Source organism: Spirosoma pulveris (assembly GCF_054781875.1).
Genome location: NZ_BAAGTO010000010.1, coordinates 144804 through 170882 on the forward strand (window position 1 = coordinate 144804; position 26079 = coordinate 170882).

22 protein-coding genes are annotated in these 26079 nt (G+C 51.2%); 8 read left to right on the forward strand and 14 right to left on the reverse strand.

Features of this window, described 5'->3' with window-relative positions; all coding sequences use genetic code 11:
• Positions 1–13: 13 nt before the first annotated feature.
• The gene (locus ACYVJM_RS25795; protein ID WP_461151104.1) at positions 14–1078 is read right to left on the reverse strand and encodes a TerC/Alx family metal homeostasis membrane protein; all 1065 of its coding nucleotides are present in this window, start codon (positions 1076–1078) and stop codon (positions 14–16) included.
• 144 nt (positions 1079–1222) lie between these two features.
• Here ACYVJM_RS25795 and ACYVJM_RS25800 point away from each other — a divergent pair, with 144 nt between their 5' ends.
• The gene (locus ACYVJM_RS25800) at positions 1223–1963 is read left to right on the forward strand and encodes a glycosyltransferase family 2 protein (RefSeq protein ID WP_461151105.1); all 741 of its coding nucleotides are present in this window, start codon (positions 1223–1225) and stop codon (positions 1961–1963) included.
• Positions 1964–2065: 102 nt separating this feature from the next.
• Here the strand turns inward: ACYVJM_RS25800 and lpdA are convergent, their stop codons facing one another.
• Entirely contained in the window at positions 2066–3466 is a 1401-nt protein-coding gene (lpdA, locus tag ACYVJM_RS25805; protein ID WP_297368523.1) for a dihydrolipoyl dehydrogenase, read from the reverse strand.
• Between the two features lie 267 nt (positions 3467–3733).
• On the opposite strand from lpdA, the gene prfB reads away from it, so the two are divergent.
• From prfB to ACYVJM_RS25830, 5 genes are all read left to right on the forward strand, one after another.
• Positions 3734–4811 (forward strand): peptide chain release factor 2 gene (gene prfB, locus ACYVJM_RS25810; RefSeq protein ID WP_461151106.1). Its coding sequence is split into 2 segments (ribosomal slippage): positions 3734–3793 and positions 3795–4811, totalling 1077 coding nucleotides; the frame shifts between segments, so codons are not numbered across the junction.
• A 315-nt stretch (positions 4812–5126) separates the two neighbouring features.
• Entirely contained in the window at positions 5127–6041 is a 915-nt protein-coding gene (locus ACYVJM_RS25815) for a sugar phosphate isomerase/epimerase family protein (RefSeq protein WP_461151107.1), read from the forward strand.
• An 81-nt stretch (positions 6042–6122) separates the two neighbouring features.
• A complete protein-coding gene (locus ACYVJM_RS25820; RefSeq protein WP_461151108.1) occupies positions 6123–7166 on the forward strand; it encodes a Gfo/Idh/MocA family oxidoreductase in 1044 nt (347 codons plus the stop codon).
• A gap of 49 nt (positions 7167–7215) precedes the next feature.
• Positions 7216–8526 carry an MFS transporter gene (locus ACYVJM_RS25825; RefSeq protein WP_461151109.1) on the forward strand — a complete coding sequence of 437 codons (1311 nt, stop codon included), beginning with the start codon at positions 7216–7218 and terminating at the stop codon, positions 8524–8526.
• Between the two features lie 40 nt (positions 8527–8566).
• On the forward strand, positions 8567–9235 hold the full coding sequence (locus ACYVJM_RS25830; RefSeq protein ID WP_461151110.1) for an SGNH/GDSL hydrolase family protein: 669 nt from the start codon (positions 8567–8569) through the stop codon (positions 9233–9235).
• 81 nt (positions 9236–9316) lie between these two features.
• Here ACYVJM_RS25830 and ACYVJM_RS25835 read toward each other — a convergent pair whose 3' ends face one another.
• From ACYVJM_RS25835 to ACYVJM_RS25890, 12 genes are all read right to left on the reverse strand, one after another.
• Positions 9317–10015: a DUF2306 domain-containing protein gene (locus ACYVJM_RS25835; RefSeq protein WP_461151111.1), complete on the reverse strand. Its 699-nt coding sequence runs from the start codon at positions 10013–10015 to the stop codon at positions 9317–9319.
• Between the two features lie 135 nt (positions 10016–10150).
• Positions 10151–11047, reverse strand: a complete 897-nt coding sequence (locus ACYVJM_RS25840) for a LytTR family DNA-binding domain-containing protein (RefSeq protein ID WP_461151112.1) — start codon at positions 11045–11047, stop codon at positions 10151–10153.
• Positions 11048–11107: 60 nt separating this feature from the next.
• The gene (locus tag ACYVJM_RS25845; protein WP_461151113.1) at positions 11108–11731 is read right to left on the reverse strand and encodes a rhomboid family intramembrane serine protease; all 624 of its coding nucleotides are present in this window, start codon (positions 11729–11731) and stop codon (positions 11108–11110) included.
• Between the two features lie 96 nt (positions 11732–11827).
• Complete coding sequence (locus ACYVJM_RS25850) at positions 11828–12799, reverse strand: polyprenyl synthetase family protein (protein WP_461151114.1); 972 nt, start codon at positions 12797–12799, stop codon at positions 11828–11830.
• A gap of 49 nt (positions 12800–12848) precedes the next feature.
• Positions 12849–13673, reverse strand: a complete 825-nt coding sequence (locus ACYVJM_RS25855) for an outer membrane beta-barrel protein (protein WP_461151115.1) — start codon at positions 13671–13673, stop codon at positions 12849–12851.
• A gap of 64 nt (positions 13674–13737) precedes the next feature.
• A complete protein-coding gene (locus ACYVJM_RS25860; protein ID WP_461151116.1) occupies positions 13738–14172 on the reverse strand; it encodes a nucleoside deaminase in 435 nt (144 codons plus the stop codon).
• Positions 14173–14193: 21 nt separating this feature from the next.
• Positions 14194–14874: an NUDIX hydrolase gene (locus ACYVJM_RS25865; protein ID WP_461151117.1), complete on the reverse strand. Its 681-nt coding sequence runs from the start codon at positions 14872–14874 to the stop codon at positions 14194–14196.
• Positions 14875–15062: 188 nt separating this feature from the next.
• A complete protein-coding gene (locus ACYVJM_RS25870; protein WP_461151118.1) occupies positions 15063–15722 on the reverse strand; it encodes a hypothetical protein in 660 nt (219 codons plus the stop codon).
• Between the two features lie 111 nt (positions 15723–15833).
• Positions 15834–18041: a S9 family peptidase gene (locus ACYVJM_RS25875; protein WP_461151119.1), complete on the reverse strand. Its 2208-nt coding sequence runs from the start codon at positions 18039–18041 to the stop codon at positions 15834–15836.
• 53 nt (positions 18042–18094) lie between these two features.
• Positions 18095–18619, reverse strand: a complete 525-nt coding sequence (locus ACYVJM_RS25880) for a DinB family protein (RefSeq protein WP_461151120.1) — start codon at positions 18617–18619, stop codon at positions 18095–18097.
• A 93-nt stretch (positions 18620–18712) separates the two neighbouring features.
• Complete coding sequence (locus ACYVJM_RS25885) at positions 18713–20878, reverse strand: S46 family peptidase (RefSeq protein ID WP_461151121.1); 2166 nt, start codon at positions 20876–20878, stop codon at positions 18713–18715.
• A 224-nt stretch (positions 20879–21102) separates the two neighbouring features.
• Complete coding sequence (locus ACYVJM_RS25890; RefSeq protein ID WP_461151122.1) at positions 21103–22437, reverse strand: NAD(P)/FAD-dependent oxidoreductase; 1335 nt, start codon at positions 22435–22437, stop codon at positions 21103–21105.
• Between the two features lie 211 nt (positions 22438–22648).
• Between ACYVJM_RS25890 and ACYVJM_RS25895 the strand changes: the two genes are divergently transcribed.
• Complete coding sequence (locus tag ACYVJM_RS25895; protein ID WP_461151123.1) at positions 22649–25063, forward strand: TonB-dependent receptor; 2415 nt, start codon at positions 22649–22651, stop codon at positions 25061–25063.
• A complete protein-coding gene (locus ACYVJM_RS25900; protein WP_461151124.1) occupies positions 25063–26034 on the forward strand; it encodes a DUF4249 domain-containing protein in 972 nt (323 codons plus the stop codon). The genes ACYVJM_RS25895 and ACYVJM_RS25900 overlap by 1 nt, the downstream gene beginning before the upstream one ends.
• The last annotated feature ends 45 nt before the right edge of the window (positions 26035–26079 follow it).

The following is a 26079-nucleotide window of genomic DNA, read 5'->3' on the forward strand; positions in this document are numbered from 1 at the left end:
GTAATACATTACGTCAGGCTTCTACCTCTTTCTTTTCGGGAATGAGCCAGGAAGCTAAAACACTTATGCCCAGAATAGCAATAATGATATACAGCGAATAAACAGGTTTAAATCCGTGATCGGCGAGCCAGTGTTCGGCCAGCATCTTCGCCCCGATAAAGGTCAGCAGTACCGCCAGACCTACCTTCAGGAAACGGAACTGGTCCATAATGCTGGATAGGAAGAAGAACATCGACCGCAAGCCCATAATAGCAAATACGTTCGAGAAGAAGACGATATAGGGATCTTTGGTAATTGAGAAAATTGCCGGAATGGAGTCAACGGCGAAGACCAGATCGGTAAACGCAACAACGATAACGATCAAAAACAGAGGAGTAACGAATAGCTTGTGATCTGATTTTCTGCGGATAAAAAAGTTATCGGTAACATTTCGATGGTAGACGTTCAGGTATTTACTGGCAAAACGGACCACCGGGTGTTTCGAGGGATCGATTTTTTCATCTTCCTCTTTCTGAAAAAACAACTGAATACCCGTATACACCAGAAAAGCGCCGAACAGGTACATGATCCATTCAAAGCGCTGGATGAGTGCTGAGCCCAGGAAGATAAAAACGAAACGGAGAATAATGGCGCCCAGAATACCCCACACCAGAATCTTCTTGTAATACCGCTCCCGCACACCGAACGAATTGAAAATCAAGATGAAGACGAAGATATTGTCGGCCGACAAAGAGTACTCCACCAGATAACCCGTAATGTATTCAAGCGACATGTTAGCCTGAAAGCGTGCTAAACTGGCCGAAAAATTGCTAGGGATTAATTCAACATGCTCAGCATATTTATTGCGCACTTCCTGAAGCCGCGCCATATCCGTAATTCCATGAACCAGATACCCGTAGTTTTGAAGGAAAAAATAAAAAGCGATTGATAAAGCAACCCAGATCGCGCTCCAGATAGCTGCTTCCTTGAACTGAACAACGTGGCTTTTACGCTTGGAAAAAACGCCCAGATCCAATGCCATTATAACTAGAACAAAGGCAGCAAAGGCAAGAAAAAAAACGGTTTCGCTAGATAACATAATGAAAAAATGAACAGATAATGAAGCCTTTGGCCCAATGGCGCTCCCGGTTAAACAACAAATCTACGGCCATTATGTCATACGAAATGGCTTTAATTATCAAATTTATTGGCTAGATAACACCCACCGCTTAATTTTGCTCTAATGTTTAATAATAAGAAGGTAATTGTCGTGATGCCCGCCTACCGGGCAGCTTTAACGCTGGAACGTACTTACCGAGAAATTCCGCTCGATTTAGTCGACGATGTTATTCTAGTTGACGATGCCAGCCCAGACAATACCGTTGAGGTAGCCAGAAAATTGGGCATTCGGCACATAATCCGGCATGATCGCAACAAAGGCTATGGCGGAAATCAGAAAACATGCTATGCCAAAGCCCTCGAACTCGGGGCCGACATTGTGGTTATGCTGCACCCCGATTATCAATATACACCCCTCCTGCTGCCCGCTATCATTTCCATTATCGGCAATGACTTATATCCCGTTGTGTTTGCATCGCGAATCTTGGGGAAAGGGGCACTGAAAGGCGGTATGCCCATGTATAAATACATTGCCAACCGCTTTCTGACCTTCTCCCAGAATGTACTGATGAACCAGAAGCTGTCCGAGTACCATACGGGCTACCGGGCTTTTTCGGGTGAAGTGCTCCGTAGCCTTGACTTCACGCACAACTCCGACGATTTCATTTTCGACAACGAGATGGTGGCTCAGATTTTCTATAAAGGTTACGAGATCGGCGAAGTCACTTGCCCTACCAAATACTTTGAGGAAGCGTCTTCCATTAACTTCCGGCGCAGTTCAATCTACGGTCTCGGTGTCTTGCGAACCTCACTCCTTTACTTTTTAACCAAAATCGGTTTGTTTAACTGGAAGGTTTTGAAGTAGTACCGATTGTCGGTCCGGCGATCATCCCGGTCAGTACTACACATAAAATGGCCGGATTGACATGTCAATCCGGCCATTTTATGTTACTGTTTAGGGCAACGCTTACAGGTGAATCGCTTCGCCGTAAGCCGCTTCGGTAGCATCTTTGATGGCTTCCGACATGGTTGGGTGCGGGTGAACCGCTTTCAGAATTTCTTCGCCGGTTGTTTCCAGTTTGCGGGCGGTTACCACCTCGGCAATCATTTCTGTTACGTTTGAGCCAATGAAGTGAGCCCCCAGAAACTCGCCGTATTTAGCGTCAAAGATAACTTTCACGAAACCTTCCGGTACGCCACCTGCTTTCGCTTTACCCGATGCCGAGAAGGGGAACTTACCCACTTTCAGCTCGTAACCCGCTTCACGTGCGGCTTTTTCGGTATAGCCAACAGAGGCAATTTCAGGTGTACAGTACGTACAGCCCGGAATGTTGTTGTAGTTGAGCGGCTCGACATGGGGTAAACCGGCAATTTTCTCGACGCAGATGATCGCTTCGGCCGAGGCTACGTGCGCTAGGGCTTGTCCCTTCGTTACGTCGCCGATGGCGTAGAAACCTTCCACGTTGGTACGGTAATAATCGTCCGTGACAATTTTGCCCCGATCGACAGAAATACCCAGTTCTTCGAGGCCTATGTTTTCGATATTGGCTACGATACCCGCTGCCGACAGTACAATATCGACATCGAAAGTTTTTTCACCATCGGGTGTTTTCACAAACACTTTGCAGCCGTTGCCACTGGTGTCTACTTTGGTTACTTCCGATTTCGTATAAATATCGACACCCAGTTTCTTGTACTGTTTAGCCAGTTCTTTCGAGATATCTTCATCTTCGATAGGAACTACATTGGGCAGGAATTCAACGATGGTCACCTTAGTACCCATGCTGGCGTAGACATAAGCAAACTCAACACCGATAGCACCCGAGCCGATCACTAAAAGGCTGTCAGGCCGCTTTTCGAGCGACATGGCCTTCCGGTATTCAATAACCTTGTTCCCATCAATGGGAACGTTGGGTAACTGACGGGCACGGCTTCCGGTAGCAATGATGATGTGTTTGGCATCGTAGGTAGTGACGGTACCATCGGCAGCCGTTACCTCTACTTTCTTCCCTGCTTTCACTTTACCAAAACCGCTGATGACGTCAATCTTGTTCTTTTTCATCAGAAACTGAACACCTTTGCTCATGCTTTCGGCAACGCCCCGGCTCCGCTTGATAACGGCACCGAAATCAGCTTTCGACTCGCCCGAAATGGTGATCCCATAATCTGCCGAGTGCTTGATATATTCAAAAACCTGCGCCGATTTCAGCAGGGCTTTGGTTGGGATACAGCCCCAGTTCAGACAAATACCGCCGAGGCTTTCGCGCTCGATGACGGCCGTTTTCAGACCCAACTGCGACGCCCGGATAGCAGCTACATAGCCGCCCGGCCCGCTACCCACAACGATTACATCGTACTGTGAAGCCATTAGTTAATGAATGAATAATGTAGAATGAAAAAATAAACTCGTCTTAAAAAGAGAACGCAAAGGTAGGCTGAAAAGTTGATACCCGACGTAAACCCTTACCCCAGCTTGTTTTGTTCTATCTTTGTGGTGTAGAGTTGTTACACAGAGATACACTGAGAAGCGCAGAGATACACTGAGGTTATTTATAGACTCGTCTGATTACCTCCGCGTGTTTTCTTCGCTGGCCTATGTGTACTACACATATTATTTAACCAACACGACAAGTTCATGACAACCGACCAGTTGACCGACTTGAGAGCCAGAGTAGAGGCCCTGAGGGGGTATCTTTGACTACGATAATAAAAAGGAACAACTAGCTGAACTCGAACAGCAGACTTTTCAGCCCGAATTCTGGACCGATGCGGCCCGGGCCGAAGGCGTTATGAAGCAGGTACGCGGCCTGAAAGGCTGGACTACCGGCTATGAAAAATTGAACGGCCAGTTCGGCGACCTCGAAACCCTGTTCGAGTTTTACGAAGCCGGCGATGTAACGGAAGAGGAAGTCGATGAGGAAGGCCGCAAGGTAACCATCACTCTCGAAGAACTCGAACTCAAAAAAATGCTCGGCAATGAAGAGGATCAGCTCAGCGCCGTTCTCGAAATAAACGCCGGGGCCGGTGGTACCGAAAGCCAGGACTGGGCCGATATGCTGTACCGTATGTACATGCGCTGGGCCGAAAAACACGGCTACGGGCTCAAGCAGGTCGATTATCAGGAAGGCGACACGGCGGGTATCAAATCCGCAACGATTGAAGTTGATGGGCCGCTGGCCTACGGTTTCCTCAAATCCGAAAACGGTGTTCACCGGCTGGTGCGTATCTCGCCGTTCGATTCCAACGCCCGGCGGCATACATCCTTTGCGTCCGTTTACGCCTATCCGTTAATTGATGACACAATCAATATTGAAGTCAATCCGGCAGATATTGACTGGGATACGTTCCGCTCCGGGGGCGCGGGTGGCCAGAACGTAAACAAAGTGGAAACGGCCGTTCGGCTGAAACACAAACCATCCGGCCTGATCATCGAGTGTCAGCAGGAACGGAGCCAGTTGCAGAATAAGGAAGTGGCTATCCGATTGCTGAAGTCCAAGCTGTACGAAATTGAAGTTCAGAAGCGTAATGCCGCCCGGGCCGAAGTCGAAGCCAGTAAACAAAAGATCGAGTGGGGCTCCCAAATTCGCTCGTATGTTCTCGACGACCGTCGGGTGAAGGACCACCGTACCGGCCATCAGACATCGAATACAGAAGCGGTGCTCGACGGCGACCTCGACCCGTTCATCAAGGCCTTTCTGCTGGAACAGGAATAGGCCTGACCGCCCTGATTTGCCTGGTAACGAGGCAAGTCCACTATAGAGCAATGCATCGCTGGTGCAGAAAGTCTGCCGCCCATTACCCTCGTTGGTAGTGGGCGGCAGTAGTTTTTACCGGACTTTCACATTTACCTAAACATGGGCGGCAAACGAACAGCGGTTAATCCAAGCCCGAAATGAAAGGGTTGTTACGCAGAGCCAGCTAAATCTGAGCGATGGCGTACTGACCTAACTCGACTTAATCTAACTCCGTCGCTTATGATTACTCGAACTCTACCCAGGAATACTCGGTGTCTTTTACTGCGTATAGCCTTGACAACCTTTATTATCACCTGTCTCCAGCTTACCCTTTCAACGGCGCAGGGAACGGAGAAAACAGGGCATCCGGCCAACATTAAACTAGCCCTGAACGCCTATTCGTTCAACGACATGCTCACGGGAAACCGTCAGAAGGATAACAAGCCAACCCTTACATTACCCGAACTGCTCGACTGGTGTGCCACGCAAAATATTGACGCCGTCGATCTAACGGGTTATTACTTTCCCGGCTATCCGGGTGTGCCTTCCGACGAATACATCTATGAACTAAAGCGGAAAGCGTTTAAGCTCGGGATCGACATTAGCGGGACGGGCATCAGAAACAATTTCGCTTCGCCCGACCCGGCGGTTCGGGCTGCCGATGTGAAACGGGCCAAAGAATGGATTGTGGTAGCATCCAAACTGGGCGCACCCGTTCTTCGTCTGTTTGCGGGCGAAATCCCCAAAGGCTACGAAAACAAATGGGACGAGGTGGCGGGCTGGATGATCGAGTGTTATAAAGAATGCGCGGCTTTTGGGGCGCAGCACGGCGTCATCGTCGGTATTCAGAATCACGGCGATATGCTGCAAACCGCTGATCAGTGTATCAAAGTGGTTAAGGCGGTCAATTCCAAATGGGCAGGCATTATCCTCGACACGGGCAATTTCAAAGTAAAAGACCCGTATATTGACATCGAAGCCGTCATTCCTTATACGGTAAACTGGCAGGTCAAAGAAAGCGTTTTTGGGATTGGCAGCGACATTTCTACCGATATTCCCCGCCTGATGAAGATTCTCAGGAGAAGTGGCTACCGGGGGTATATCCCGGTCGAAACCCTGTATGTTAAGAACAAACCATACGATCCCTATACCCTGGTACCTGCTCTGTTGAAGGATCTGAAGGTGGCTCAGGATGCAGAATTTAAGTAAAAGATCAGTCGAACCGTCTTCATTAACGTTGAGCAACGGGTAGATGACAACGACTAAACACCCATTGCATGCGTTAACTTTATGACATCTCAGCAAAAAATAACGGTCGGTCTGGTTGGGTTCGGTCTATCGGGCCGCTATTTCCACGCGCCGTTCCTATCGACGTACCCTGGTTTCGAACTCCGCAAGGTCGTGACCAGCCGCCCCGATGAAGTGGCCGCCTTTGACCCTAGCATACGTACGGTGACAACCGCCGACGACCTGTTTGCCGACGACTCCATTCAACTGGTCTTTATCTGCTCACCTAACGAAACTCATTTTCAGTATGCCAAGGCGGCTTTGGAACACAACAAGCATGTTGTCGTTGAGAAACCCTTTGCCACGAATGAGTCTGAAACCGATCAGCTACTCGAACTCGCTGAAAAAAGGGGGCTGCTGGCCACCGCCTATCAAAACCGGCGCTGGGATTCCGATTTTCTGACGATCAAGCAGTTAATCGATCAAAATCGGTTGGGCGATGTACTTGATTACGAGGCCCGCTACGATCGACTGATGCCGGTAGACAGCCGCAATCAATCCTGGAAAGAGCGGCCGGGCGAAGGACGGGGCAGTCTCTACAACCTCGGTCCTCACCTGATCGACCAGGCACTTCAGCTGTTTGGGAAGCCAGAATCCGTTTCGGCAGAGGTCAGGATGATACGGCCCAATAGCCAGATTGAGGATTTTTTCACCATCCGGCTCGGCTACCCAGGCAAGCAGGTGACGCTCAAGTCGAGCCTGATGCTGCACCAGAATCAACTTCGTTTCAGCGTTCACGGTACGGGGGGCTCATTCATTAAGGGCGGGCTGGATGTTCAGGAAGAAGAACTCCGGAAAAACAAACTCCCAAACGAACCAGCGTTTGGCATTGAACCAGCCGACCGCTGGGGAACGCTCACCGCCAACGGACTTTCGGAACAGATAGAAAGCCTGCCCGGCAATTACGGCACTTATTACGCGGGTATACATGCTTCTATTGCCAATGGAGCCGATCCGCTTGTGAAACCCCACGAAATACAACAAATTGCCCGGGTGATTGCTTTGGCCCGACAAAGCAACCTTGAAGGCCGTACACTGTCCTTCTAAACAAGCCTGGTTCTCCCCAGACCCTACACCCTTTAACGTCCCATTTTCGATGCCAAAATTCCCAACCAGTTACCGATGGCAGATGACCGCCTTGCTTTTTGTCGCCACCACCATCAACTACCTGGATCGGCAGGTGATCAGCCTGCTCAAACCAACTCTGGAAAAAGTCTTTGTCTGGACAGAAACGGACTATAGCCATGTCGTTATGGCGTTTCAGGCCGCTTATGCGCTCAGTTTTATTGGCTTTGGTTGGGCAATTGACCGGATTGGGGCAAAAATCGGGTATAGTCTATCCGTCTTTGTCTGGAGTATCGGCGCCATGCTTCACGCAGTAGCCAGCAGTACATTTGGTTTCGGTGTTTTCAGAGCCGTGCTGGGGTTAGGCGAAGGCGGAAACTTCCCGGCTTCTATTAAAACCGTTACCGAATGGTTTCCGCAGAAAGACCGGGCGTTTGCTACAGGTATTTTTAACTCAGGTACCAATATCGGTGCCGTTGTTGCTCCGCTCATGGTGCCCTGGATTCTGGGGCAGTACGGTTGGCAGGCGGCTTTTCTGGCTACGGGAGCCATCGGCTTTATCTGGCTGATTTTCTGGTGGATGTATTACGAAAAGCCAAGTCTTCACAAAAAAATATCGCCCGAAGAACTGAATTACATTAGTGAAGCTACCCCAACGAATGCCGCAGAGCCTCCACTGAAATGGCTCGACCTGTTAAACCGTCGGCAGACCTGGGCTTTTATCCTGGGGAAACTTTTAACCGATCCGGTCTGGTGGTTCTTCCTGTTCTGGCTGCCTTCCTTTTTGGCTTCTACCTTTCAGATCAATCTCACCAAACCCAGCTTACCCCTCATCCTGATCTATTCGTCTGCTACCCTTGGGAGCGTGGGGGGCGGTTATATCTCCGGCTATTTCCTGGGGAAAGGCTGGTCGGTCAACTGGGCACGCAAAGCGTCGATGCTAGTCTTTGCGCTGTGCATTGTGCCAATTATGGCTATTCAATTTGCGTCCGATCTCTGGCAGGTGATTGCGCTCCTGGGACTGGCCGTGGCAGCACATCAGGCCTGGAGCGCCAACCTGTTTACCCTTGTGTCGGACCTGTTTCCCCGAAAAGCGGTGAGTTCAGTTGTTGGGATAGGCGGTATGGCTGGCTCCATTGGGGGGTTACTATTTCCGTTGCTCGTTGGTTCTTTGCTGGATTCCTACAAGGCAGCCGGCAGTATCGCAACTGGCTACAATATTCTTTTTGTGCTGTGTGGAAGCGCTTACCTGATCGCTTTGCTAAGTATTCATCTACTGGTTCCAGCCATGAAACCAGCATCGCTTCATTCAGTCGATCCGGAACCTACTGCAAAAAAATAGGCGATTGCGAATCAGGCTGTAGCTCTCTCTCGTAAAAAATATGGTTGCCATCCCGATTTTGATTTTTCTCCTGATGACTAGTGTTCTGCCAGCCGCACCCGAGGCCAAATACACATTCTTATCCCTCGGCGATTCGTACACCATTGGCGAGAGCGTAGCCGAAGCAGACCGTTGGAGCGTTCAACTGGCGGGTATGCTGCGGAAAGAGGGTGTTGATGTGGGCAATCCGGACATCATTGCCAAAACAGGCTGGACCACGGCCGAATTGCAGGAGGCTATTAAAGCCAGCGGTAACCGGAATACATACAGTCTGGTTTCGTTACTGATTGGCGTCAATAATCAATACCGGGGGCAGCGTCCGGAGCGCTACCGAACCGAGTTTAGGGACTTGCTGCAAACGGCCGTACAGTATGCGGGCGGCAAATCGGCACGCGTCTTCGTGCTGTCGATACCGGATTGGGGTGTTTCTCCGTTTGCTGCTGATCGTGATAAAGCCAAAATTGCCCGCGAGATTGACCAGTTCAACACCCTTGCAAAAGAGGAGTGTCAGAAGGCCGGCATTGCGTATGTCGACATTACCCCCCTGACTCGCTCGGCTACCGGCGACGAAAGTCAGTTTGCTTCGGATGGGCTTCATTACTCAGGAAAGCAGATGAGTCAATGGGCCGAACGGGCGCTGCCAGTGGCAAAAAAGCTGCTGATCAACTAACGAGGTGTTTGGCCGGGACGTAGAGTTCGTTTACAAAACGAGTCCGCCAAGCTAACAGCGTCATGATTAAACGACGCATAACTAAGCAACAGTAGAGCGTTTAGAACCACTAAATTTCAGCTTGTAGTACCGAACGGTAAAACCAATAAGCATACCACCCACCAGCGAAGGCGCCATCCAGCCAGCTGTCGTCATCCACTCGGGGGCATGAGTGGGTAACAACCGGGGCAGGTTAGTGACCAGAGCCGCCGTAAAGGTGGCAATGTAGGAGCCGCCCATCCGGGTGAAGTGCTGAAAGAACCAATGCATCTTTTCGGCAGGGCGCGTCATAGCCTGAACATCCCGACCGGCGAACGTTATGGTCAGCAGCCCGAAGAAGGTAAATAAAATCGGGAAGAATGAGGGACCGTGTAGTGTCAGCAAATAAATACCAAACCCGATCATGGCTAAACTGACCAGCAGGGTTACGAACGTAAGCCCTTTATCGGCCCGCGTTGGACCTAACTTCTTCTGCTTCGTTGCCCGCCAGCCGGTCATACTCAGGTAAAAGCTAAAAACGGCAATACCGGTCAGAAACAACCGCATCATTTTAAACGGCTGCAAGGCACACAGCAGCAGTGCCGACACCGCTACCGTAATCATGCAGTAGACGTAGATGAGCCCGGCGCGATTGTGCAGGCGGCCACCTTTCTGAGCGATCATAGGAATAAGGCCAACCAGTAAGGCTGTGATGCCGGTAGCGATGTGGAGAATAAGCAGCGAGAGGATTATCGTTTTCATGGCCGTTGCCGGGTTTGTTTTCGGTGAGACAAACGTACAGCGGCCTTTGCGCTCCCTGCAAAAAATAGGGCTCTACAGCATGGTTTGGGACGTTTAACAAAGAGAAACGCCCATTGGGACGAATGGTGGGGTGTTTTACAACGCTTTCAACTCCGCAATCAGCGTTTCGTTGTATTGTCGGGCTACGGGAACCACAAACTGCCCGGACAGCAAATGCAGTTTATACCCCTGCGCATTTCCCGTTACACGCTCCACCCGGTCGAGGTTAACGATGTACGACCGGTGGCATCTCACAATGTAGGGTTGGGTAATCTGTTTCTCTAACCGACTGAGACTACTACGCAGCAGCGGTTTGGTTACCTGATTATTTCTGAGATAGGTAACGGTGCAGTAATTATCACTCGATTCAATGAAGAGGAGATCGGCGGCATCCGTGGTAACGGTATCTTTTTCATTATCTGCCAAGAGCGTAACAGTTGCATCGACGGGAGCCGGAGCCAGACTGGCGGGAGCATTGCGGGCGAGTGTCGTTACGTCGTTATGCACATGAACTGGCAGGCTGGCAGCGGCCTGGCTGTACTTTTTAAGCTGAGTAATGTAACTGACAAATACGAGCCCTGTCACGGGAAATACCCCAATGAGAAATGTAACCAGGATCATTCCCGACCAACTCATCCCGCTGCTTTCTTCCGCATTCAGCAGCCAGCCCAGATAAAGTCGGTTAGCCACCGCAATCAGTAAGATATTGACCATTAACGCCACAATTTCCCGGCCAACCGTCCACTGTTCTTCGACGTACAGCCGGGGAAACAGCCTGCGTAGAATGATAAAATTAAAGACGGTTATCGCAAACGTTACCGCACCGAAGCCCAGAATTTTGAGTGCTTTGCCGGGCGTTTCCCATAAGTTCAGCCCAAATGGCTGGAAGACGAGCAGAAACAGCCCTACAAATAGGCCAATTAACGTAGCCTTGCGGAGTTGAGAACGGGCCGAGTAATCGATTGGATAGGGTTGGCTAAGAAATCGAACCATGCGTTAATGACAACAAGTGAGTTGGCCAATGCATCACGACAGCGCGGTGTATGAAGCGGACTAAAATAAACGCCAGCCGGCAATCTGCTCAAAGAAGCTGGGAAGCACAGCGGGATACACAATGATCATAAACACAACCCCGAACAAGGCACCGTAAAAGTGTGCGTCGTGGTTAACATTGCCCGCGCCACGTTTGGCTTCATAGTAAGAATAAGCCAGGTATAAGGTTCCAAAAATGAATCCGGGAATGCCAATAGGGATAAAGTACAGGTAGATGGGTGTTAGCGGCCGGAACAGAATGGCCGCAAAAATAATGGCCGACACGCCCCCCGATGCGCCCAGTGAGTTATAACCGGGATCGTTGCGGTGTTTCAGAAAGCTAGGAATGTCCGATACGAGAATCGCTACCAGATAAAATCCGATCAGATAAGGTGCCCCATTCCCTTCGAACAACATAGTGAATACCTGCTCGATAAAACCACCAAAGAAATACAAACTGAGCATGTTGAAGAACAAATGCCCCCAATCGGCATGCAGGAACCCGGAGGTGATCAGGCGGTAATACTGCCCACGGCTCGCTACTTGGTACGGATTCATGATCCAGCGATTCATCAGGCTGTAGTTGTTCCACGCGGCTACACTAATAATAACCGTTACAACAATGATAATCAGGGTAATACTCATGGTTAAGTGTATGACTTTAGATGCATGATGTATGATATAGGATGTATGACTCTGGATGATCACACATCCTGTATCATACATCATACATCTCTCTATCTAGCTTTCCCGTTCCACTAGTTGGCGGGCAAATTGAATTAATAACGCTTTTCGCTCGGGCCGGGCATTAATCTGATCGAAGTTAGTAAATCCACGGGCGAAGTAGTCATCAATACGCGATTCTGTTAGCTCCCGGATTCCCAACTGGTCGTAAATAGTGGTGACGGCCTTCACTTTTTCGGCTTTATCGAATTTAGTACGGGTGAGCCAGTCGATGAGTTCATCCCGCAATGCACCTTTGGCCTGCGCCAGGGCTTCGATGAGTAAAAACGTTTTTTTATTGGCAATAATGTCTCCGCCTACCTGTTTGCCAAACTTGGCCGGGTCGCCGTACACGTCCAGTAAGTCATCTTTTAATTGAAAGCCAACGCCAATGTTCATCCCGCCTTCGTAGAGGTGTAAGTTGGTTTCTTCGTCTGCGCCACCAATCAAGCCGCCCAATTCCAGTGCGTAACCCAGCAAAACAGATGTTTTGAGCCGAATCATATCAATATATTCGGCTTCGGCAACGTCCCAGCGGGTTTCAAAATTCATATCCATCTGCTGTCCTTCGCAAACTTCAGCGGCTGTACGGCTAAACCGGGCCAAGGCAACGGCCAGTTTATCGGCCTCGATGTTCAGTAAAAGCTGATAGGCATTGACGAGCATAACATCGCCCGATAGAATGGCAATATTACCGTTCCACTTTTCATGCACGGTTGGTTGCCCCCGGCGCAGGGGAGCCTGATCCATAATATCGTCGTGCATGAGCGTGAAATTGTGAAAAACCTCAACGCCCAGCGCGGGGCGGATGGCCTTTCTCCAGTCATCCGTAAAGAGATAAGCGCCCATCAGCGTCAATAACGGACGCATCCGCTTACCTCCCAAACTCATTATGTAGCGAATTGGATTGTAGAGTTCGGGCGGATTTTGCCCGTATTGTAGAGACTGAAGTTCTTGTTGAAGTGCATCAATGAAAATAGCGGGACTCATTCGTCAGGGTTACGTTTCGGCCAAAATTACAGCAAAAGACCTCAAAACCCTAACGGGGAAATATGCGTCGATAATTTCGGTACGAAGGCGTATTGATCACAAAAACAAGTCTGGCCGACAGGATAAAATAACCATCACGGCACTGACTATTACCCCGTTGGGCGCCGGGAGCATTGGGTTTCAGGCCCAGCTCAAGTCGCCTGTCCGACAAGGCTGCGGCAAATGGGTCCATCTTGGTCAGGTCGGGGTATACCGTGCTTACATCATCTAAGTAATCGCTGAAAACGTGGGTATAGGTGGCCTCTAGATTCAGCCGGAACCGCTCCGTTGTCTGAATGGGGACCCCAAGACCATAACGCGCTATAAAAGGCAGCCGATTATACTTTACCCCTTCAGTCTGCAGCGGAGCCAAACTAACGAGCTGCTCACTGAAGACAGCCCTTGGCGTCATGTAGGTTAGCCCGGCACCAACCAGCGCGTAGGGGATAATGACATGATTGGGGTCGCTGGCGGGCCAGAAGTCCCACTGCACACCCACCCATACATCTGGGTTCAGGCTCAAGAATGAGAGATTATTGTATTCCAGGTGGGTGTTTTTCTGTGTACCACGGATATAATAGATCTGTCCCTCGGCCCGGAATGTCAGCTGGTTGGAATACCGATAAGCGACAGCTCCATTTATGGCAGCTCCTAGCCGAAGATACCCCAGGTTGCCTGCTTCGGTCAAATCGCCCAGATAATGTGTAACGCCCAGGCCACCGTTGAGGAGCCAGGTACCGGGGCGCTCCCGCCAGATTTCGGAGCGTTGCGCCAGCGAATTGGCCGAATAGCCGATGCAGCCAAGTAAACTAAACCAATACCACAAATAGCGCACAGGGGTAAATCAGTATGATAAACCCCTGTGACGGATGAAGAAAGAGAAGGTAACCACACGTTACTTACAGTTCGCCAATATCTTCATTCCAGAGTGTTGGTTTCTCGGTAATGAACTGGTTCATCATGTCGACGCACTCGGGTAGGTCGAGATCAATAACTTCAACGCCATGCTCCTCCATAAAAGCCCGCGCCCCCGGAAATGTGCGCGACTCGCCCACAATCACTTTAGGAATCTTAAACTGCACAATAGTTCCGGCGCACATGTAGCAGGGCATCAGTGTCGAGTAAATAACCGTATCCCGAAACGACCCTACCCGTCCGGCATTGTTCAGGCAATCCATTTCACCATGAAGAATGGGGTTATTCTCCTGCACCCGCTTGTTGTGTCCCGATGCTACCAGTTCACCTTTTTTTATCAGGGCCGACCCAATGGGAATTCCCCCTTCACTCAAACTCTTACGGGCCTGATTGATGGCCTCCTGCATAAATTCATCCATATCGTTTCGATTTATCTTACGCTACAACAACTTCATGGTTTCATAATCGCCGATGTGTTGCAGATACAGGAAATGCAGCAACAGGCCGTTCACATTAGTAATCAGTCGGTGGGCTTCGGGCAACGTCGCCACCACGCTCGTGATCCGCTCAAACTCCGACTGATTACCCATGTTTTGCAGGTGAAATTTCATAATTTCTTCACGGTTCATTTCTTTTTCCATGTAGAAAAAATGCATGCCTTCATCGCTGGTGCCGGTGCTGGGGTGCCACACTCTTGGATTTAGTTTTGTCAGCTCACTGGCCGAAACGGTCAGGCCAATTTCTTCGCCGAGTTCGCGGGCGGCTACTTCGTCGGGGGCGTCGCTGGCATCGACCATCCCGGCCGGGTGTTCGTAGGTTTGTGAGCCATCGGCTATTCGTCGCTGCTTGACCAGCACCACGAATTTCTGACGGGTTTCTTTGTCGATTAAACACACCAGCACCGAAACAGCGTGGCCTTTGAGGAAGAGCGCGGGCGGAATTTTATCGCCTTCGGGGGTATCGGCATCCACTTCGAGCATGGCGAACAACACTTCACCGTTATGTCGATAGCGGATATAGAAATCTTTTACGTTATTAATTTTCAAACCGTTGGCTTCGGCCTGGCTCTTCCAGTAACGGTACTTGGGTGCATCCTCAAGCGATTCTTTGTTATTTTTCATTATGCTAGTTATGTATAAAACGCCGAAGCCGTTTTAACTTTTTCAATAAAGTGAAGCATGAAGTGCCGCCTGTCGGTCAATGCATCGAACCGTTCCGGTCGGCACGACATAAAAAAACGTCTTTATCCTGACAGGCGTCAGGATAAAGACGTAACGATTGAATGGCGGTGTTGGTTATGCAGGTATTCTCACTTGAATTTCAACTTAACCAGCCCATTCTTGATAACGATCTGGTCTTGTTTGTCCTGTTTTTTGTAGCCGTTGCCCTCCGGGTCGATGTCCGAATCGTAGCCGGAGGCTTTGGTAATGGCTTTGTCTTCCATTTTGTTGATCAGCCGTCCCATACCGCCAAATACGGTTGCGGTACCTTTCTCTTTCCAGTAGCTTCCTACGAGGTTCGTCGAGAAGGTTGCTTCCAGAAACCCATCGGCACCCATTTTAACCTCAATCGTTTCGTCGCCGTTCTGCGACTTACCCACGTGGTATTCCATACGGGGTTCGCGGGTTTCCTCCACGTACTTGATGGCCGCAATACCCTTGTACTTTCCCAGATCCTCTACCTTTTTCTTATTCTCCCGGGTATCGGGTTTGTCGGCATCGACCACGAGGTAGGTACCGGTTTCGATGATATCACGCTTGTCGTAGCTGCCGAGCCAGATCCGCAGCGACTTGTCGGGTTTGACGGTGTTGGCCGTTATCCACCAGAAATTGCCAATCCTGACCCGGCGGGGTTGGGTAACAAATTCCTTTCCGTCGATCTGGGCTTTTAGGGTGTTATCGTTGGCAATTTGCCCAAATGCAGTGGCTACGGGTAGAAAAAAGGCTAATAGGATGTGATGCCTGTTCATCGGACTGGGTTGAGTTGTGAATTGGTTATGAACAAATTAACTCAATCCGATGATCAGCAAATCGTTTCTTTGAGTAACCGGTTTTTTTTTGAATTTACCGATCAACGTACTCTATTTCTGCGTAACTGCCTGCCCATCGGCTCCCACGTACCGCTCAAAGAACTCATATATCCGCAGCAGCCGGTCGATCCGCTGCCGAACGTTACCCGACCGGCTCAGCTCATGCGTAGCGCCCGGCATCCGGACGTACTCCACCGGGCGACCCAGTATTTTCAGGCTTTTGTACATCATCTCGCTCTGGATTGGCCCGGTACGCAGATCGTTCTCACCGTGTTTGATCAACAGGGGCGTTTTAATATTCTGCACGAAGGTATAGGGCGAGTTGGCATCCAGCACCTTGGCCTCCGCCGACCAGGGATAGGCAAAATAGCTGGGAATCAACCGCCAAGCGTTGCCTTCACCCAGGAATGTTGTCAGGTCATACACGCCCCGCTGGGCAAAAGCAGCTTTGAACCGATTGTCGTGACCCACGATCCAGGCTGTTAGATAACCCGCGTACGAACCGCCCGTAATCACCTGCCGACTGGTGTCGACCCAACTTTCTTTAGCGGCATCCGTCACAGCAGCCAGTACATCTTCGGCCGGGCCGGTGCCCCAATCTTTGATGTTGGCGCGCTGGAAATTAATACCATACCCACCCGATCCGCGCGGATTGGCATATACCACGCCATACCCCTGCGAACACATGTACTGAAACTCGTGCCACATAGACGGCTCGCCCGGCCCCCACATTGCGGTTGGGCCACCGTGCATGTTCAGCAGCAGCGGGTATTTTTTGTTGCCCTCAAAGAACGACGGCTTCATGATCCAGTAATCGACCGTTTGGCCGAGCGAATTCTTGTACGTGCGTTTTTCCGGCGTACTCAACTGCCGCTGCGCCACCCAGTCGTTATGGTTGCTGAGTTTGGTCTGTGTTTTAGCCGTTGCATCGGTCAGGTATAGTTCGGAAGGGTTTGCTACTTCGGTCTTTGCCAGTACCACGCGGTTGCCGCTCACATCGAAACTGGTGATGCCAGCCGTAAAGTCGGTTAGTTGCGTGACCTGCTTTGTGGCGGGGTCGAGCCGGTACAGGGGCGAACCACCGTTTGCCGACGCGTTAAAGTAAATGACATACCCGGCGGCTCCTTTTTTTCCTTTTACCGGGGCCGGTGCGGTTGTCCAGGCCATGCTGCTGGGTGCCCGGTCGAAGGTGACAAGTTCGATGCCCGACACAGCGGTACCGTTTAACGTTGCCAGGCCAAGCTGAGCAAAATTGACACCTTCCGAAGGCGTTACCATAAACACCAGTTGCTTTCCATCCGGCGATATACTGGGCGAGCGATAGCTTTTACCGGCTTCCGATAAGATGGTTTTTCGGGTGCCCGATCCATCGGCCGGAATATAAACGATCATGTTATCCTGCTCCCGGTCGGGGTGTTTCAGCGAATCGCGGTCGGTAACTACCAGAAGTCCCTGCCCGTTTGGCAGCCAGTTACCACCCTGGTAGGAATAAAAACCGCGCGTCAGAGCTTTGGGCGTAGCCCCTTCCTTTACGTCTACGACATACATATGTGTAAACGACATGTCGGGTTCCGTTGTCGCTTCGCCCTGAAAGTTGAGCCGGTTGAACACTTTCGCTTTTTTATCTTCAACATCTTTTTCCAGATAGGCCCGTACCTCGGCCAGCGATCCATCCGGATTAGGCTTTATTTTCTTATCACTCTTGATAAAATTGTTGTTCGCAAAGCCCGGCTTCTCCAGCGACCAGAGGGGCGTATTTTTGCCGGGATTCACCAGCGAATCGGTTAACATCTGGGCCATGGTAATACCCGATGTGAACGAAATACGGGTTCCATCCGGCGACCAGAGGGGTGTCGATGCGCCGTAGGTCGTATTCGTCAACTGCCAGGCTTCTCCCCCATCCAGCGGCATAATAAAGATCTGGCCTTTTCCTTTCACGGTCCGTACGAACGCTATCCGCTGCCCATCGGGCGACCAGACCGCCTGCCGGGCCGACTCAGGGCCACGCGTCAGGGCTTTACTATCGCCCGGCTTCAGGCCCGTCAGATACACATGGGTTTTGTATTCATACTCTTCTTTGTTGTCCGGGTTGGGTTCGATGGTGGCCAGGGCGTAAACGGCCCGCTGCCCATCGGGCGACAACGAGATACCGCCAACCTGCTTGATGCGGGTCAGGTCGGTAACCGTAACTTTTGATTTTTGCTGGGCACAAACGGTCTGCGCCACAAGGGTAACAAGCAGTAAAAACGTTGCTCTCATGAAGTGTTGATTGATAATTGGTGATAGGGAGATTAGCAGCTAATCACCATAAACTAGCCTATAAGGGGGAGATACCGTTCTTTGATGACATTAACGTGGTGCGTGGCGTGACCTACCAGTACGAAACCCAGCGCGATAACGGAGATGGGCTGATCTGAACAGGTTCCTGAACGCAGCAGCATATCGTGGTCGAAGCTCTTGAACATAGCTATGTTGGATTGCCTCACCAGCGCATATTCGGCGTATAAATCAGGAATGGTGCGGTTGACTCCATTGGCGTTTTCACCAAACATTACCTCATCGAAGCCGGGTAAGGGCGTTTTATCATTGCGGGCAATGCGCATTGCCCGATAGCTCATGATGCGTTCGGTATCGATGATGTGCTGCAGAATATCTTTCACCGTCCACTTTTCGGGCGCGTAGCGAAGATCTCCCAGTTTTTCGAGCGTTTCGGCCGGGATCAGGGTTTCAAAGGATGCGCCCTGACTGAGGGCGTCGAGAAGGAGCCAGTCATTATCGGCCAGATTGATATACCGGTCGAAGAATTTTGGCATCACCGGAATGTCGGACTTAGTCATTACTGTCGTATAAAGGCAAAACACAAACTCCCCGAAAGTACTGAACTTTCGGGGAGTTTGTGCGGCCTGAAACGCCAATAGGGGAATAATTCTCTATTTTTTTACAGGTTTGGGCTTTGCCGTCACCGATGCGCCCGTTAGTTCACTAACCAGCCGATCCGCTTTATAAATGTACCGCATGGCCGCAATGATGCCGCCGGTATGTACCGAAATGGTTCGGTTACGATCGGGCACGAAGATGAACTCACCGGGCAGGCTTTCCATATTTCCGTCGAAGGCCAGCCCAACGGCTTCCAGATTTTTATTGATCATCGGACTCCCCGAATTACCGCCAATGATGTCATTGGTCGAGATGAAGCACATAGGCTGCTTTAATAAATCCAGGGGCGGGCTCTTCCAGCGGGCGGGCAAATTCCAGGGCGCTTTATCGGCGAAGGAGTAATTGCGGTCATACAAACCCGCAAAGGTCGTTAGAATAGGTGCTTTCGTACCGTTGTAATCATAAGACTGCACCACTCCGTCGTTGATCCGCAGCGAGAACGTAGCATCCGGCGGTACGGCCGTACCGTATACATCGTACAGCATCCGACCCAGTTGCCCGCGAAGCACTTCCTGCTTCTGCGAAATCTGACGGGCCTGCCGGGCCGCTGCCAGATAGCGGGGAAACCCAATACGCGCCAGTGCCAGCATGGGATCGTTGGAGGCCGCTGCGGCATTGGGCCGGGTCGATAGCTCACTCACGAAGGCCGGGTCTGTCAGCTTTGTGTTTTTCACCAGATACGCAGCGGCTTCTTTGGGGGTCAGTCTCTGGCCGTTGGGCCCGGTCAATGCGGCTTTTACGTACGGGTCGTCATTACCTAAACCAAGCTGTGCCTCGGTCAGGTGAGCCGCCAGATACGCTTCATCCAGCGCCTTACTTTTCACGTCCGGCGCAACCATCAGCGAGCGGGCGCGTTCGGCATCCTGGGGGCGGGTGGCCAGCAACTCACTAAACTGAGTAACCACGTTGGCAAAGGTCAGCAGTTCGCCCATAGTGCGCTCACTGGGCCCGAGGTAGTTCGCGTCTTTGAAGAGGCTCCGCAACTGAGCGGTATTGGCGGCTAGTTCGTCCCAGGTTTTCAGTTGATCGGCGGGCAGGTTTTTGGCTTTGGCTGCGGCCTTAAACTGCTTTTCGAATACAGCCTTGCGGGCCAATAAGCTGGCATCACGCAGACCTTCGAGCTGACCACCGTAGGCTTTCAGGCTATTTTCGTAGCTGAAAATTTCGTTCAGCACACTATCATTCTTCGCTGTAGCATTGTAAACCTGCAAAGCCGCCGACCGATTACTGAGCATCTGAATGGTAGCGGGCGTCTGCAAATCCCGGTCAAACTCAAGTTCGGCAACGGTTTTGAGCCGCTCGGTATGGCCGGGGTTTCCGATCACAAAAATGGGTTCACCATCGCGGACGCCATTCGTATTGAACTTAAAAAAGTGAGTTGTCTGTAAGGGCTTTCCGCCGTCGTATACCCGAAAAAAAGAACAGTCGAGGGCATAGCGCGGATAGGTGAAATTGTCGTAATCGCCCCCGAAGAAGCCAAGCTGCAACTCGGGCATAAATACCAGCCGAACGTCGGTATAGCGTTTGAAGCCATAAAGGGCATAACGCCCCCCGTTGTAAAACGTGATGGTTTGCAGTTCGAGTCCTTTCCAGCCTTCTTTGCCGGCATACTCCTTTTTCACAGCTTCGAACGCCTGCTCACGGGCCTGTAACTGCGCCTGTTCGGAGGTTGCGCCACTCATGGCGTCCTGCACCTGTTTGGTGATATCCTGAAGCTTCACCAGCTGGTCAACGAACAGGCCATCCACTTTTCGCTCTTCGGCGGGTGTTTTGGCAAAGAATCCGGTCGCATTCAGGTCTTCGCCCTTACGGGTTACACCCGTACCCGACTCACGGGCGCAGTGGTGGTTAGTCATCACCAGCCCATTGGCCGACACGAACGACGCCGAGCAGTAATCGGCAAATCGCAGCGAAGCCAGCCGGGCTTCGTCGAACCACTTTTCGTCGGCGGTGAAGTTGTATGTTTTCTTAAAATAGGCTGAAGGCGGACTGTCGAACGTCCACATTTTACCGAGATCGAGCGGGCCGCCTTTGGTTGTATCGACCAGAGTCGAAGGTCCGGCCGCTAACGGCATAGACTGGGAAAAAGCAGAGCCACCCGTTAACAGGGCACAGCAGGTAATGCTCAGCAGGGTAGAATGAAGCTTGATACTGTACATTAGCAATAAGGATGGTACTGTTCGATACTAAAACGTGAATTTAGATTAAACCGTTTAGTATTGATCCGATGCCGCATTCTGTTTCAGCTGTGTTTTTGTAAAAGATATATTTTCACGGGCAGGGCTGGCACGGGTATTCAGTGGCTGGCGCGGGCAAACCGGAACGCCGAACCGACCCACGCCAGCCACAAATTAAACGTGCCTTAGTATTTAAACCATCTTATCTACTCACTCTGGGCCATGATCTCCTGCCCTACCTTGTCGTCTTTGCGAATGAATGGGCGGATGATGATCCGGGTGCCGCGTTCGTAGGTGAACAGACGGTATACCCAGTTGCTGAAGACGACCAGCTTACTACGGAAGCCAACCAGATACCAGATGTGGACGAACAGCCAGGCCATCCAGGCGACAAATCCACCAAGGTGAATATTTCCCGGCAGATCAGCTACAGCGCGACTACGGCCCACAATGGCCAGTGATCCTTTATCGAAATACTTGAACGGCTCGGTCGGTTCGTTCTTTAACAGGCGACGAATATTCTTGGCCAGATGCTCCCCTTGCTGAATGGCGGGTTGTGCTACGCCCGGATGCCCTTTGGGGTAGTCCTCCAGCTTCATCAGGGCAATATCACCAATGGCAAAAACATTGGTCAGTCCCTGTACCCGGTTGATAGGATCTACCAGAATTCGGCCGCGCTCAACCGATTCAGCCGGAATACCGTCGATCAGCGCACCGGTTACGCCAGCACCCCATACCAACGTCTGGGTTTTGATCTGCTCGCCCCCTTTAAACGTAACTGTTTCGCCGTCGTACCCCTCCACCAGCGTGTTCAGTTTGATAATCACGCCCAGGTCTTCGAGGTACCGTTGTGCCTTTTTCCCGGCCTCCTCCGACATTGGCGGCAGCACTTTACCCACGCCTTCAACGATGTAAATCTTCATCTGGCTAAAATCCAGACCCGGATAATCACTCGGAAGCACGTGTTTACGCATTTCAGCCAGCGAACCGGCCATTTCAACCCCCGTGGGACCCGCTCCGGCAATGACGAACGTCAGCAGACTTTCCCGTTCGGCGGGGTCGGTAGTAACGCTGGCCTGCTCGAAGCACTGTAAAAACTGACTCCGTACGTTGAGAGCTTCCGGGACGGTCTTCAACGGAAACGAATACTTTTGAATGTCCTTGTTGCCGAAAAAGTTAGACTTCGTTCCGCTAGCGATGACCAGGTAATCGTAATGTAAATCACCGATCAGCGTCGTTACCGTTTTTGTGGCCGGATTTATTTTGTTGACCCGCACCATGCGGTAATGGAAATCTTCGAACCCATCGAACATTTTCCGAAACGGCTCGGCAATGGCGTCCGGCTCCAGACCGGCGGTGGCTACCTGATACAGCAATGGCCAGAAACCATTGTAGTTCTGCTTATCCAGCAGCACCACCTGGACATCTGTATTGCGCAGACTTTTTGCCAGGTTCATACCACCAAATCCACCACCGATAATGACGACACGCGGTTTGGTCGTGTCCGGTATATTGAGCGAAAGTTTATCGAATTGAAGCATAGTCGTCAGGCGTTCAGCACAGGGTTCTTTTCCGGGTATAGTACCTTGTAATCAGGCCTTTTGTTTGAACCGGCGAGGGAAATTGAGCAATTGATCACTAGCTTCGTCGTTTCGTTATAAGTTACCTCAGAAAAGTGACTGCTGTGGTCACACCCTTTTAGTTTTCTACTTATAGAACAAAACCAATACGCCCTTTAGTTTGCCCGCACCCATGCGCATACGAGTACAGGCCTTTCTTTTTTTCTTTCTGTTTATCAGCCGCTTACAAGCCCAGACACCTCCCCAATTTACCATTAGTGGCTACGTCCGAGAAGCCGGAAGTCTGGAGGCTCTGATTGGAGTAAATGTCTATTTGCCGGGCACCACCACCGGCACCACCACCAACACCTACGGGTTTTACTCGCTCACGCTGCCCGCTCAGGATAGTGTACGTGTGGCCTATTCGTTTGTAGGCTACGAATCCATCGAACGACCGGTTGCTTTTCGCAAAAACCAGGCGGTCAACGTACTGCTGTCGCCCGGTCAGGCGTTAATGTCGGTTGAGGTGAAAGCCGGCCGTCTGACCGAGAAAGTGAGCGAAAGTGCGCAGATGAGTGCTATTGATGTACCCGTTGCGCAGATCAAGAAAATACCGGCCTTCCTGGGTGAGAAAGATGTACTAAAAGTGCTGCAACTGATGCCGGGTGTTCAGAAGGGGTCGGAAGGGCAGACCGGTATTTACGTGCGCGGGGGTGGCCCGGACCAGAACCTCATCATTCTGGATGATGCCGTCGTGTATAACGCCAATCACCTGTTCGGTTTCTTCTCGGTCTTCAACGGCGACGCCATAAAAAGTGTCGAGTTGATAAAAGGAGGCTTTCCGGCGCGGTACGGCGGTCGACTTTCGTCGGTAATCGACCTCAATATGAAAGACGGCAACCGTGAGAAGCTGCATGGCGAAGGCGGCATTGGCCTGATTGCGTCCCGACTCATGCTTGAAGGACCGCTGACAAAGAATAAGAAAGCTTCCTTTCTGGTTTCCGGCCGACGTACGTATTTGGATGTGCTGGCGGCTCCGCTGGTACGGCAGCAATCGGGTGGCACGCTTACGGCAGGGTACTATTTTTACGACCTCAACGCCAAGGCTAACTACGATTTCAGCCCCACCAATAAGCTTTACCTGAGCGGGTACTTCGGACGGGATAAGTTTTACGCTAACGATAACTCACTCAATACCAACACGGGTTTAAGCTGGGGGAATGCCACCGGCACCCTCCGCTGGAACCATCTGTTCAACCAGAAACTGTTCTCGAATCTATCCCTGATTTTCAGCGACTACAAATTTCAGATTTCATCGGTCGAGAAAGGGTCACTGGACGCCCAAACCTATTCCCTTTATTACAATTCAGGCATTCGGGATGTGTCCCTGAAGTACGACATGGATTATTATCCGTCGCCCCGGCACTCGGTAAAAATGGGAATTCAAAGCACATATCACCGCTTTACCCCCAGCGCCGTTGTACTGCAAAATGCCCTGATCAATCAGTCCATCAATACTATTGACAACATCAACGTACTGGAATCGGGCATCTACGCCGAGGACACCTGGCGCCCATCGAGCCGGTGGCGTGTGAACGGTGGGCTTCGGCTGAGTTATTTCCAGCAGAAAGACGCGAGTTATTTCCGGCCCGAACCCCGGCTGTCGGCGGCTTTTACCCTTAAACCGGATCTGTCAATAAAGGCGTCGTACGCCATGATGAATCAATATGTACACCTGCTGTCGAACACGGGCATCGGCCTCCCTACCGATCTGTGGGTACCCACCACAGACCGCGTTAAACCCCAGCAATCGCAGCAGGTGGCAGTTGGGATTGCCAAGGACTTTACCAGCGGGAGCGCGTTCATCAGAGGGCTTACGCTAACGGTTGAAGGGTACTACAAAGCCATGAGCAATATCATCAACTATAAGGAAGGGGCCAGCTTTCTGCTCATCAATGACCCAACATCGGCTAACAGTGTTCGGTGGGAAGATAACGTAACAGCCGGACGGGGCTGGTCTTACGGAGCCGAGTTTCTCCTGCAAAAAAAAGTGGGGCGTTTCTCCGGCTGGGCAGGCTATACCCTTTCATGGACACAGTGGCAGTTTGCCGAACTTAACGGTGGACAACCTTATTACCCACGCTACGACCGTCGGCACGATGTTTCGCTGGTAGGTATTTATGATCTCAGCAAGCGGGTCACGCTATCGGCGGTTTGGGTGTATGGTACCGGCAATGCCCTTACCATTCCGGTTGGCCGCTTCGATACCTACCGCCCCGGCAACACACTCGTCTATGGCGGCACGCCTGCCATTGTTCAGCCGTATTTCCAGAATGCCCGGACAAATGACGACTACGGAATGCAGAAGAATAGTTTCCGGGCCGAAGCCTACCATCGCTTTGATGTTGGCATCCAGTTTCACAAGAAGAAAAAGCACCACGAACGAACCTGGGAGTTTAGTGCCTACAACCTCTACAACCGGCGGAATCCCTTTTTCTACCGGCTCGAATCGGTTGCGGCAACCACCACAGAACCCGCCCGGACGGCTCTATTCCGTTATTCGGTATTTCCGATTGTACCGGCCGTTAGCTATAATTTCAAATTCTGATGCGTACGAACCTACCTCTTCCAATTGGCTATTCTACACTGATTGTACTCTTGGGAGCGATCGGGCTATTTACGGGGTGCAGCAGCCTGCGAAACGAAGTAAACCCCAGCCAACTGGGATTTTCCGCGCCAAAACTGGTCGTCACCGGCTATTTGTCGCCCCAGGACACTGCCCTGACCATAAAAGTGACGCGCTCGAAAACCGTTGTCAGTGATGATAGCCTCGATACGGGGGGTAGTGACGTGACCAATGCGACCGTCACCCTCGCCGAAGGCAATCGGTTGGTCACCCTGCGTTACAACAGACCTAACTCTACTATCGACTCCCTGAAGCAACCTTACTACAGCGCCAGTGCCCGGCTGTTGCCCATCGTTGCCGGCCGAACTTATACACTTACCGTTGTGACGCCCAATGGCGAACGGACAACAAGCACCTGTACCATACCGGCACCTGTGCGCCCAACAGCGGTAACCTTCGATTCGACTACCGAAAATCAGGGACGCTCGCTGCTACGGCGGTATTACGTACTGGTCCGCTGGCAGGACCCACCGGCACAGGCTAATTACTATCAGGTTACGGGATTCTTTCAGTACACGACTAAGTGTGACTCTTGCGGAGCTAAACAGGCCGGGGCTACCCAGCTATCTATTTCCGACGATAACCGGGGCCTGTTCTCAGATGCGGGTATCGATGGCACCCAAATGGTTTCCGGGAAGGCTTACGTCTCCTCGACGCCCTTTACCAGCAATCAGCCAACAAATTTTTACGGTCAATATCGAAATGCTACCGTTACTGTAAACCTGATGAGTGTTGACCAGCGCTACTACCAGTTTCAGGAAGCGGTCATCCGCCAACGGCGCGTACGCAACAACCCCTTTGCCGAACCCGTCCTGATTCCCAGCAATATTGAAGGCGGCCTGGGCTGTTTTGCGGGTTACAATAACGCAACGCTGATACTTCGGCTGAAGTGAAGTGAGGGCAATGAGAGTATATGTAGGAAGCAGCACTGACTAAAC

Bases quoted from the DNA above. Each gene is read 5' to 3' on its own strand.
- ACYVJM_RS25825 (WP_461151109.1), top strand. From the start codon at position 7,216: ATGCCAAAATTCCCAACCAGTTACCGATGGCAGATGACCGCCTTGCTT.
- ACYVJM_RS25890 (WP_461151122.1), bottom strand. From the start codon at position 22,437: ATGCTTCAATTCGATAAACTTTCGCTCAATATACCGGACACGACCAAA.
- ACYVJM_RS25900 (WP_461151124.1), top strand. From the start codon at position 25,063: ATGCGTACGAACCTACCTCTTCCAATTGGCTATTCTACACTGATTGTA.
- ACYVJM_RS25880 (WP_461151120.1), bottom strand. From the start codon at position 18,619: ATGACTAAGTCCGACATTCCGGTGATGCCAAAATTCTTCGACCGGTAT.
- ACYVJM_RS25870 (WP_461151118.1), bottom strand. From the start codon at position 15,722: ATGAACAGGCATCACATCCTATTAGCCTTTTTTCTACCCGTAGCCACT.
- ACYVJM_RS25845 (WP_461151113.1), bottom strand. From the start codon at position 11,731: ATGAGTATTACCCTGATTATCATTGTTGTAACGGTTATTATTAGTGTA.
- ACYVJM_RS25885 (WP_461151121.1), bottom strand. From the start codon at position 20,878: ATGTACAGTATCAAGCTTCATTCTACCCTGCTGAGCATTACCTGCTGT.
- ACYVJM_RS25835 (WP_461151111.1), bottom strand. From the start codon at position 10,015: ATGAAAACGATAATCCTCTCGCTGCTTATTCTCCACATCGCTACCGGC.
- ACYVJM_RS25875 (WP_461151119.1), bottom strand. From the start codon at position 18,041: ATGAGAGCAACGTTTTTACTGCTTGTTACCCTTGTGGCGCAGACCGTT.
- lpdA (WP_297368523.1), bottom strand. From the start codon at position 3,466: ATGGCTTCACAGTACGATGTAATCGTTGTGGGTAGCGGGCCGGGCGGC.
- ACYVJM_RS25840 (WP_461151112.1), bottom strand. From the start codon at position 11,047: ATGGTTCGATTTCTTAGCCAACCCTATCCAATCGATTACTCGGCCCGT.
- ACYVJM_RS25895 (WP_461151123.1), top strand. From the start codon at position 22,649: ATGCGCATACGAGTACAGGCCTTTCTTTTTTTCTTTCTGTTTATCAGC.
- ACYVJM_RS25795 (WP_461151104.1), bottom strand. From the start codon at position 1,078: ATGTTATCTAGCGAAACCGTTTTTTTTCTTGCCTTTGCTGCCTTTGTT.
- ACYVJM_RS25800 (WP_461151105.1), top strand. From the start codon at position 1,223: ATGTTTAATAATAAGAAGGTAATTGTCGTGATGCCCGCCTACCGGGCA.
- ACYVJM_RS25860 (WP_461151116.1), bottom strand. From the start codon at position 14,172: ATGGATGAATTTATGCAGGAGGCCATCAATCAGGCCCGTAAGAGTTTG.
- ACYVJM_RS25865 (WP_461151117.1), bottom strand. From the start codon at position 14,874: ATGAAAAATAACAAAGAATCGCTTGAGGATGCACCCAAGTACCGTTAC.
- ACYVJM_RS25830 (WP_461151110.1), top strand. From the start codon at position 8,567: ATGGTTGCCATCCCGATTTTGATTTTTCTCCTGATGACTAGTGTTCTG.
- ACYVJM_RS25820 (WP_461151108.1), top strand. From the start codon at position 6,123: ATGACATCTCAGCAAAAAATAACGGTCGGTCTGGTTGGGTTCGGTCTA.
- ACYVJM_RS25850 (WP_461151114.1), bottom strand. From the start codon at position 12,799: ATGAGTCCCGCTATTTTCATTGATGCACTTCAACAAGAACTTCAGTCT.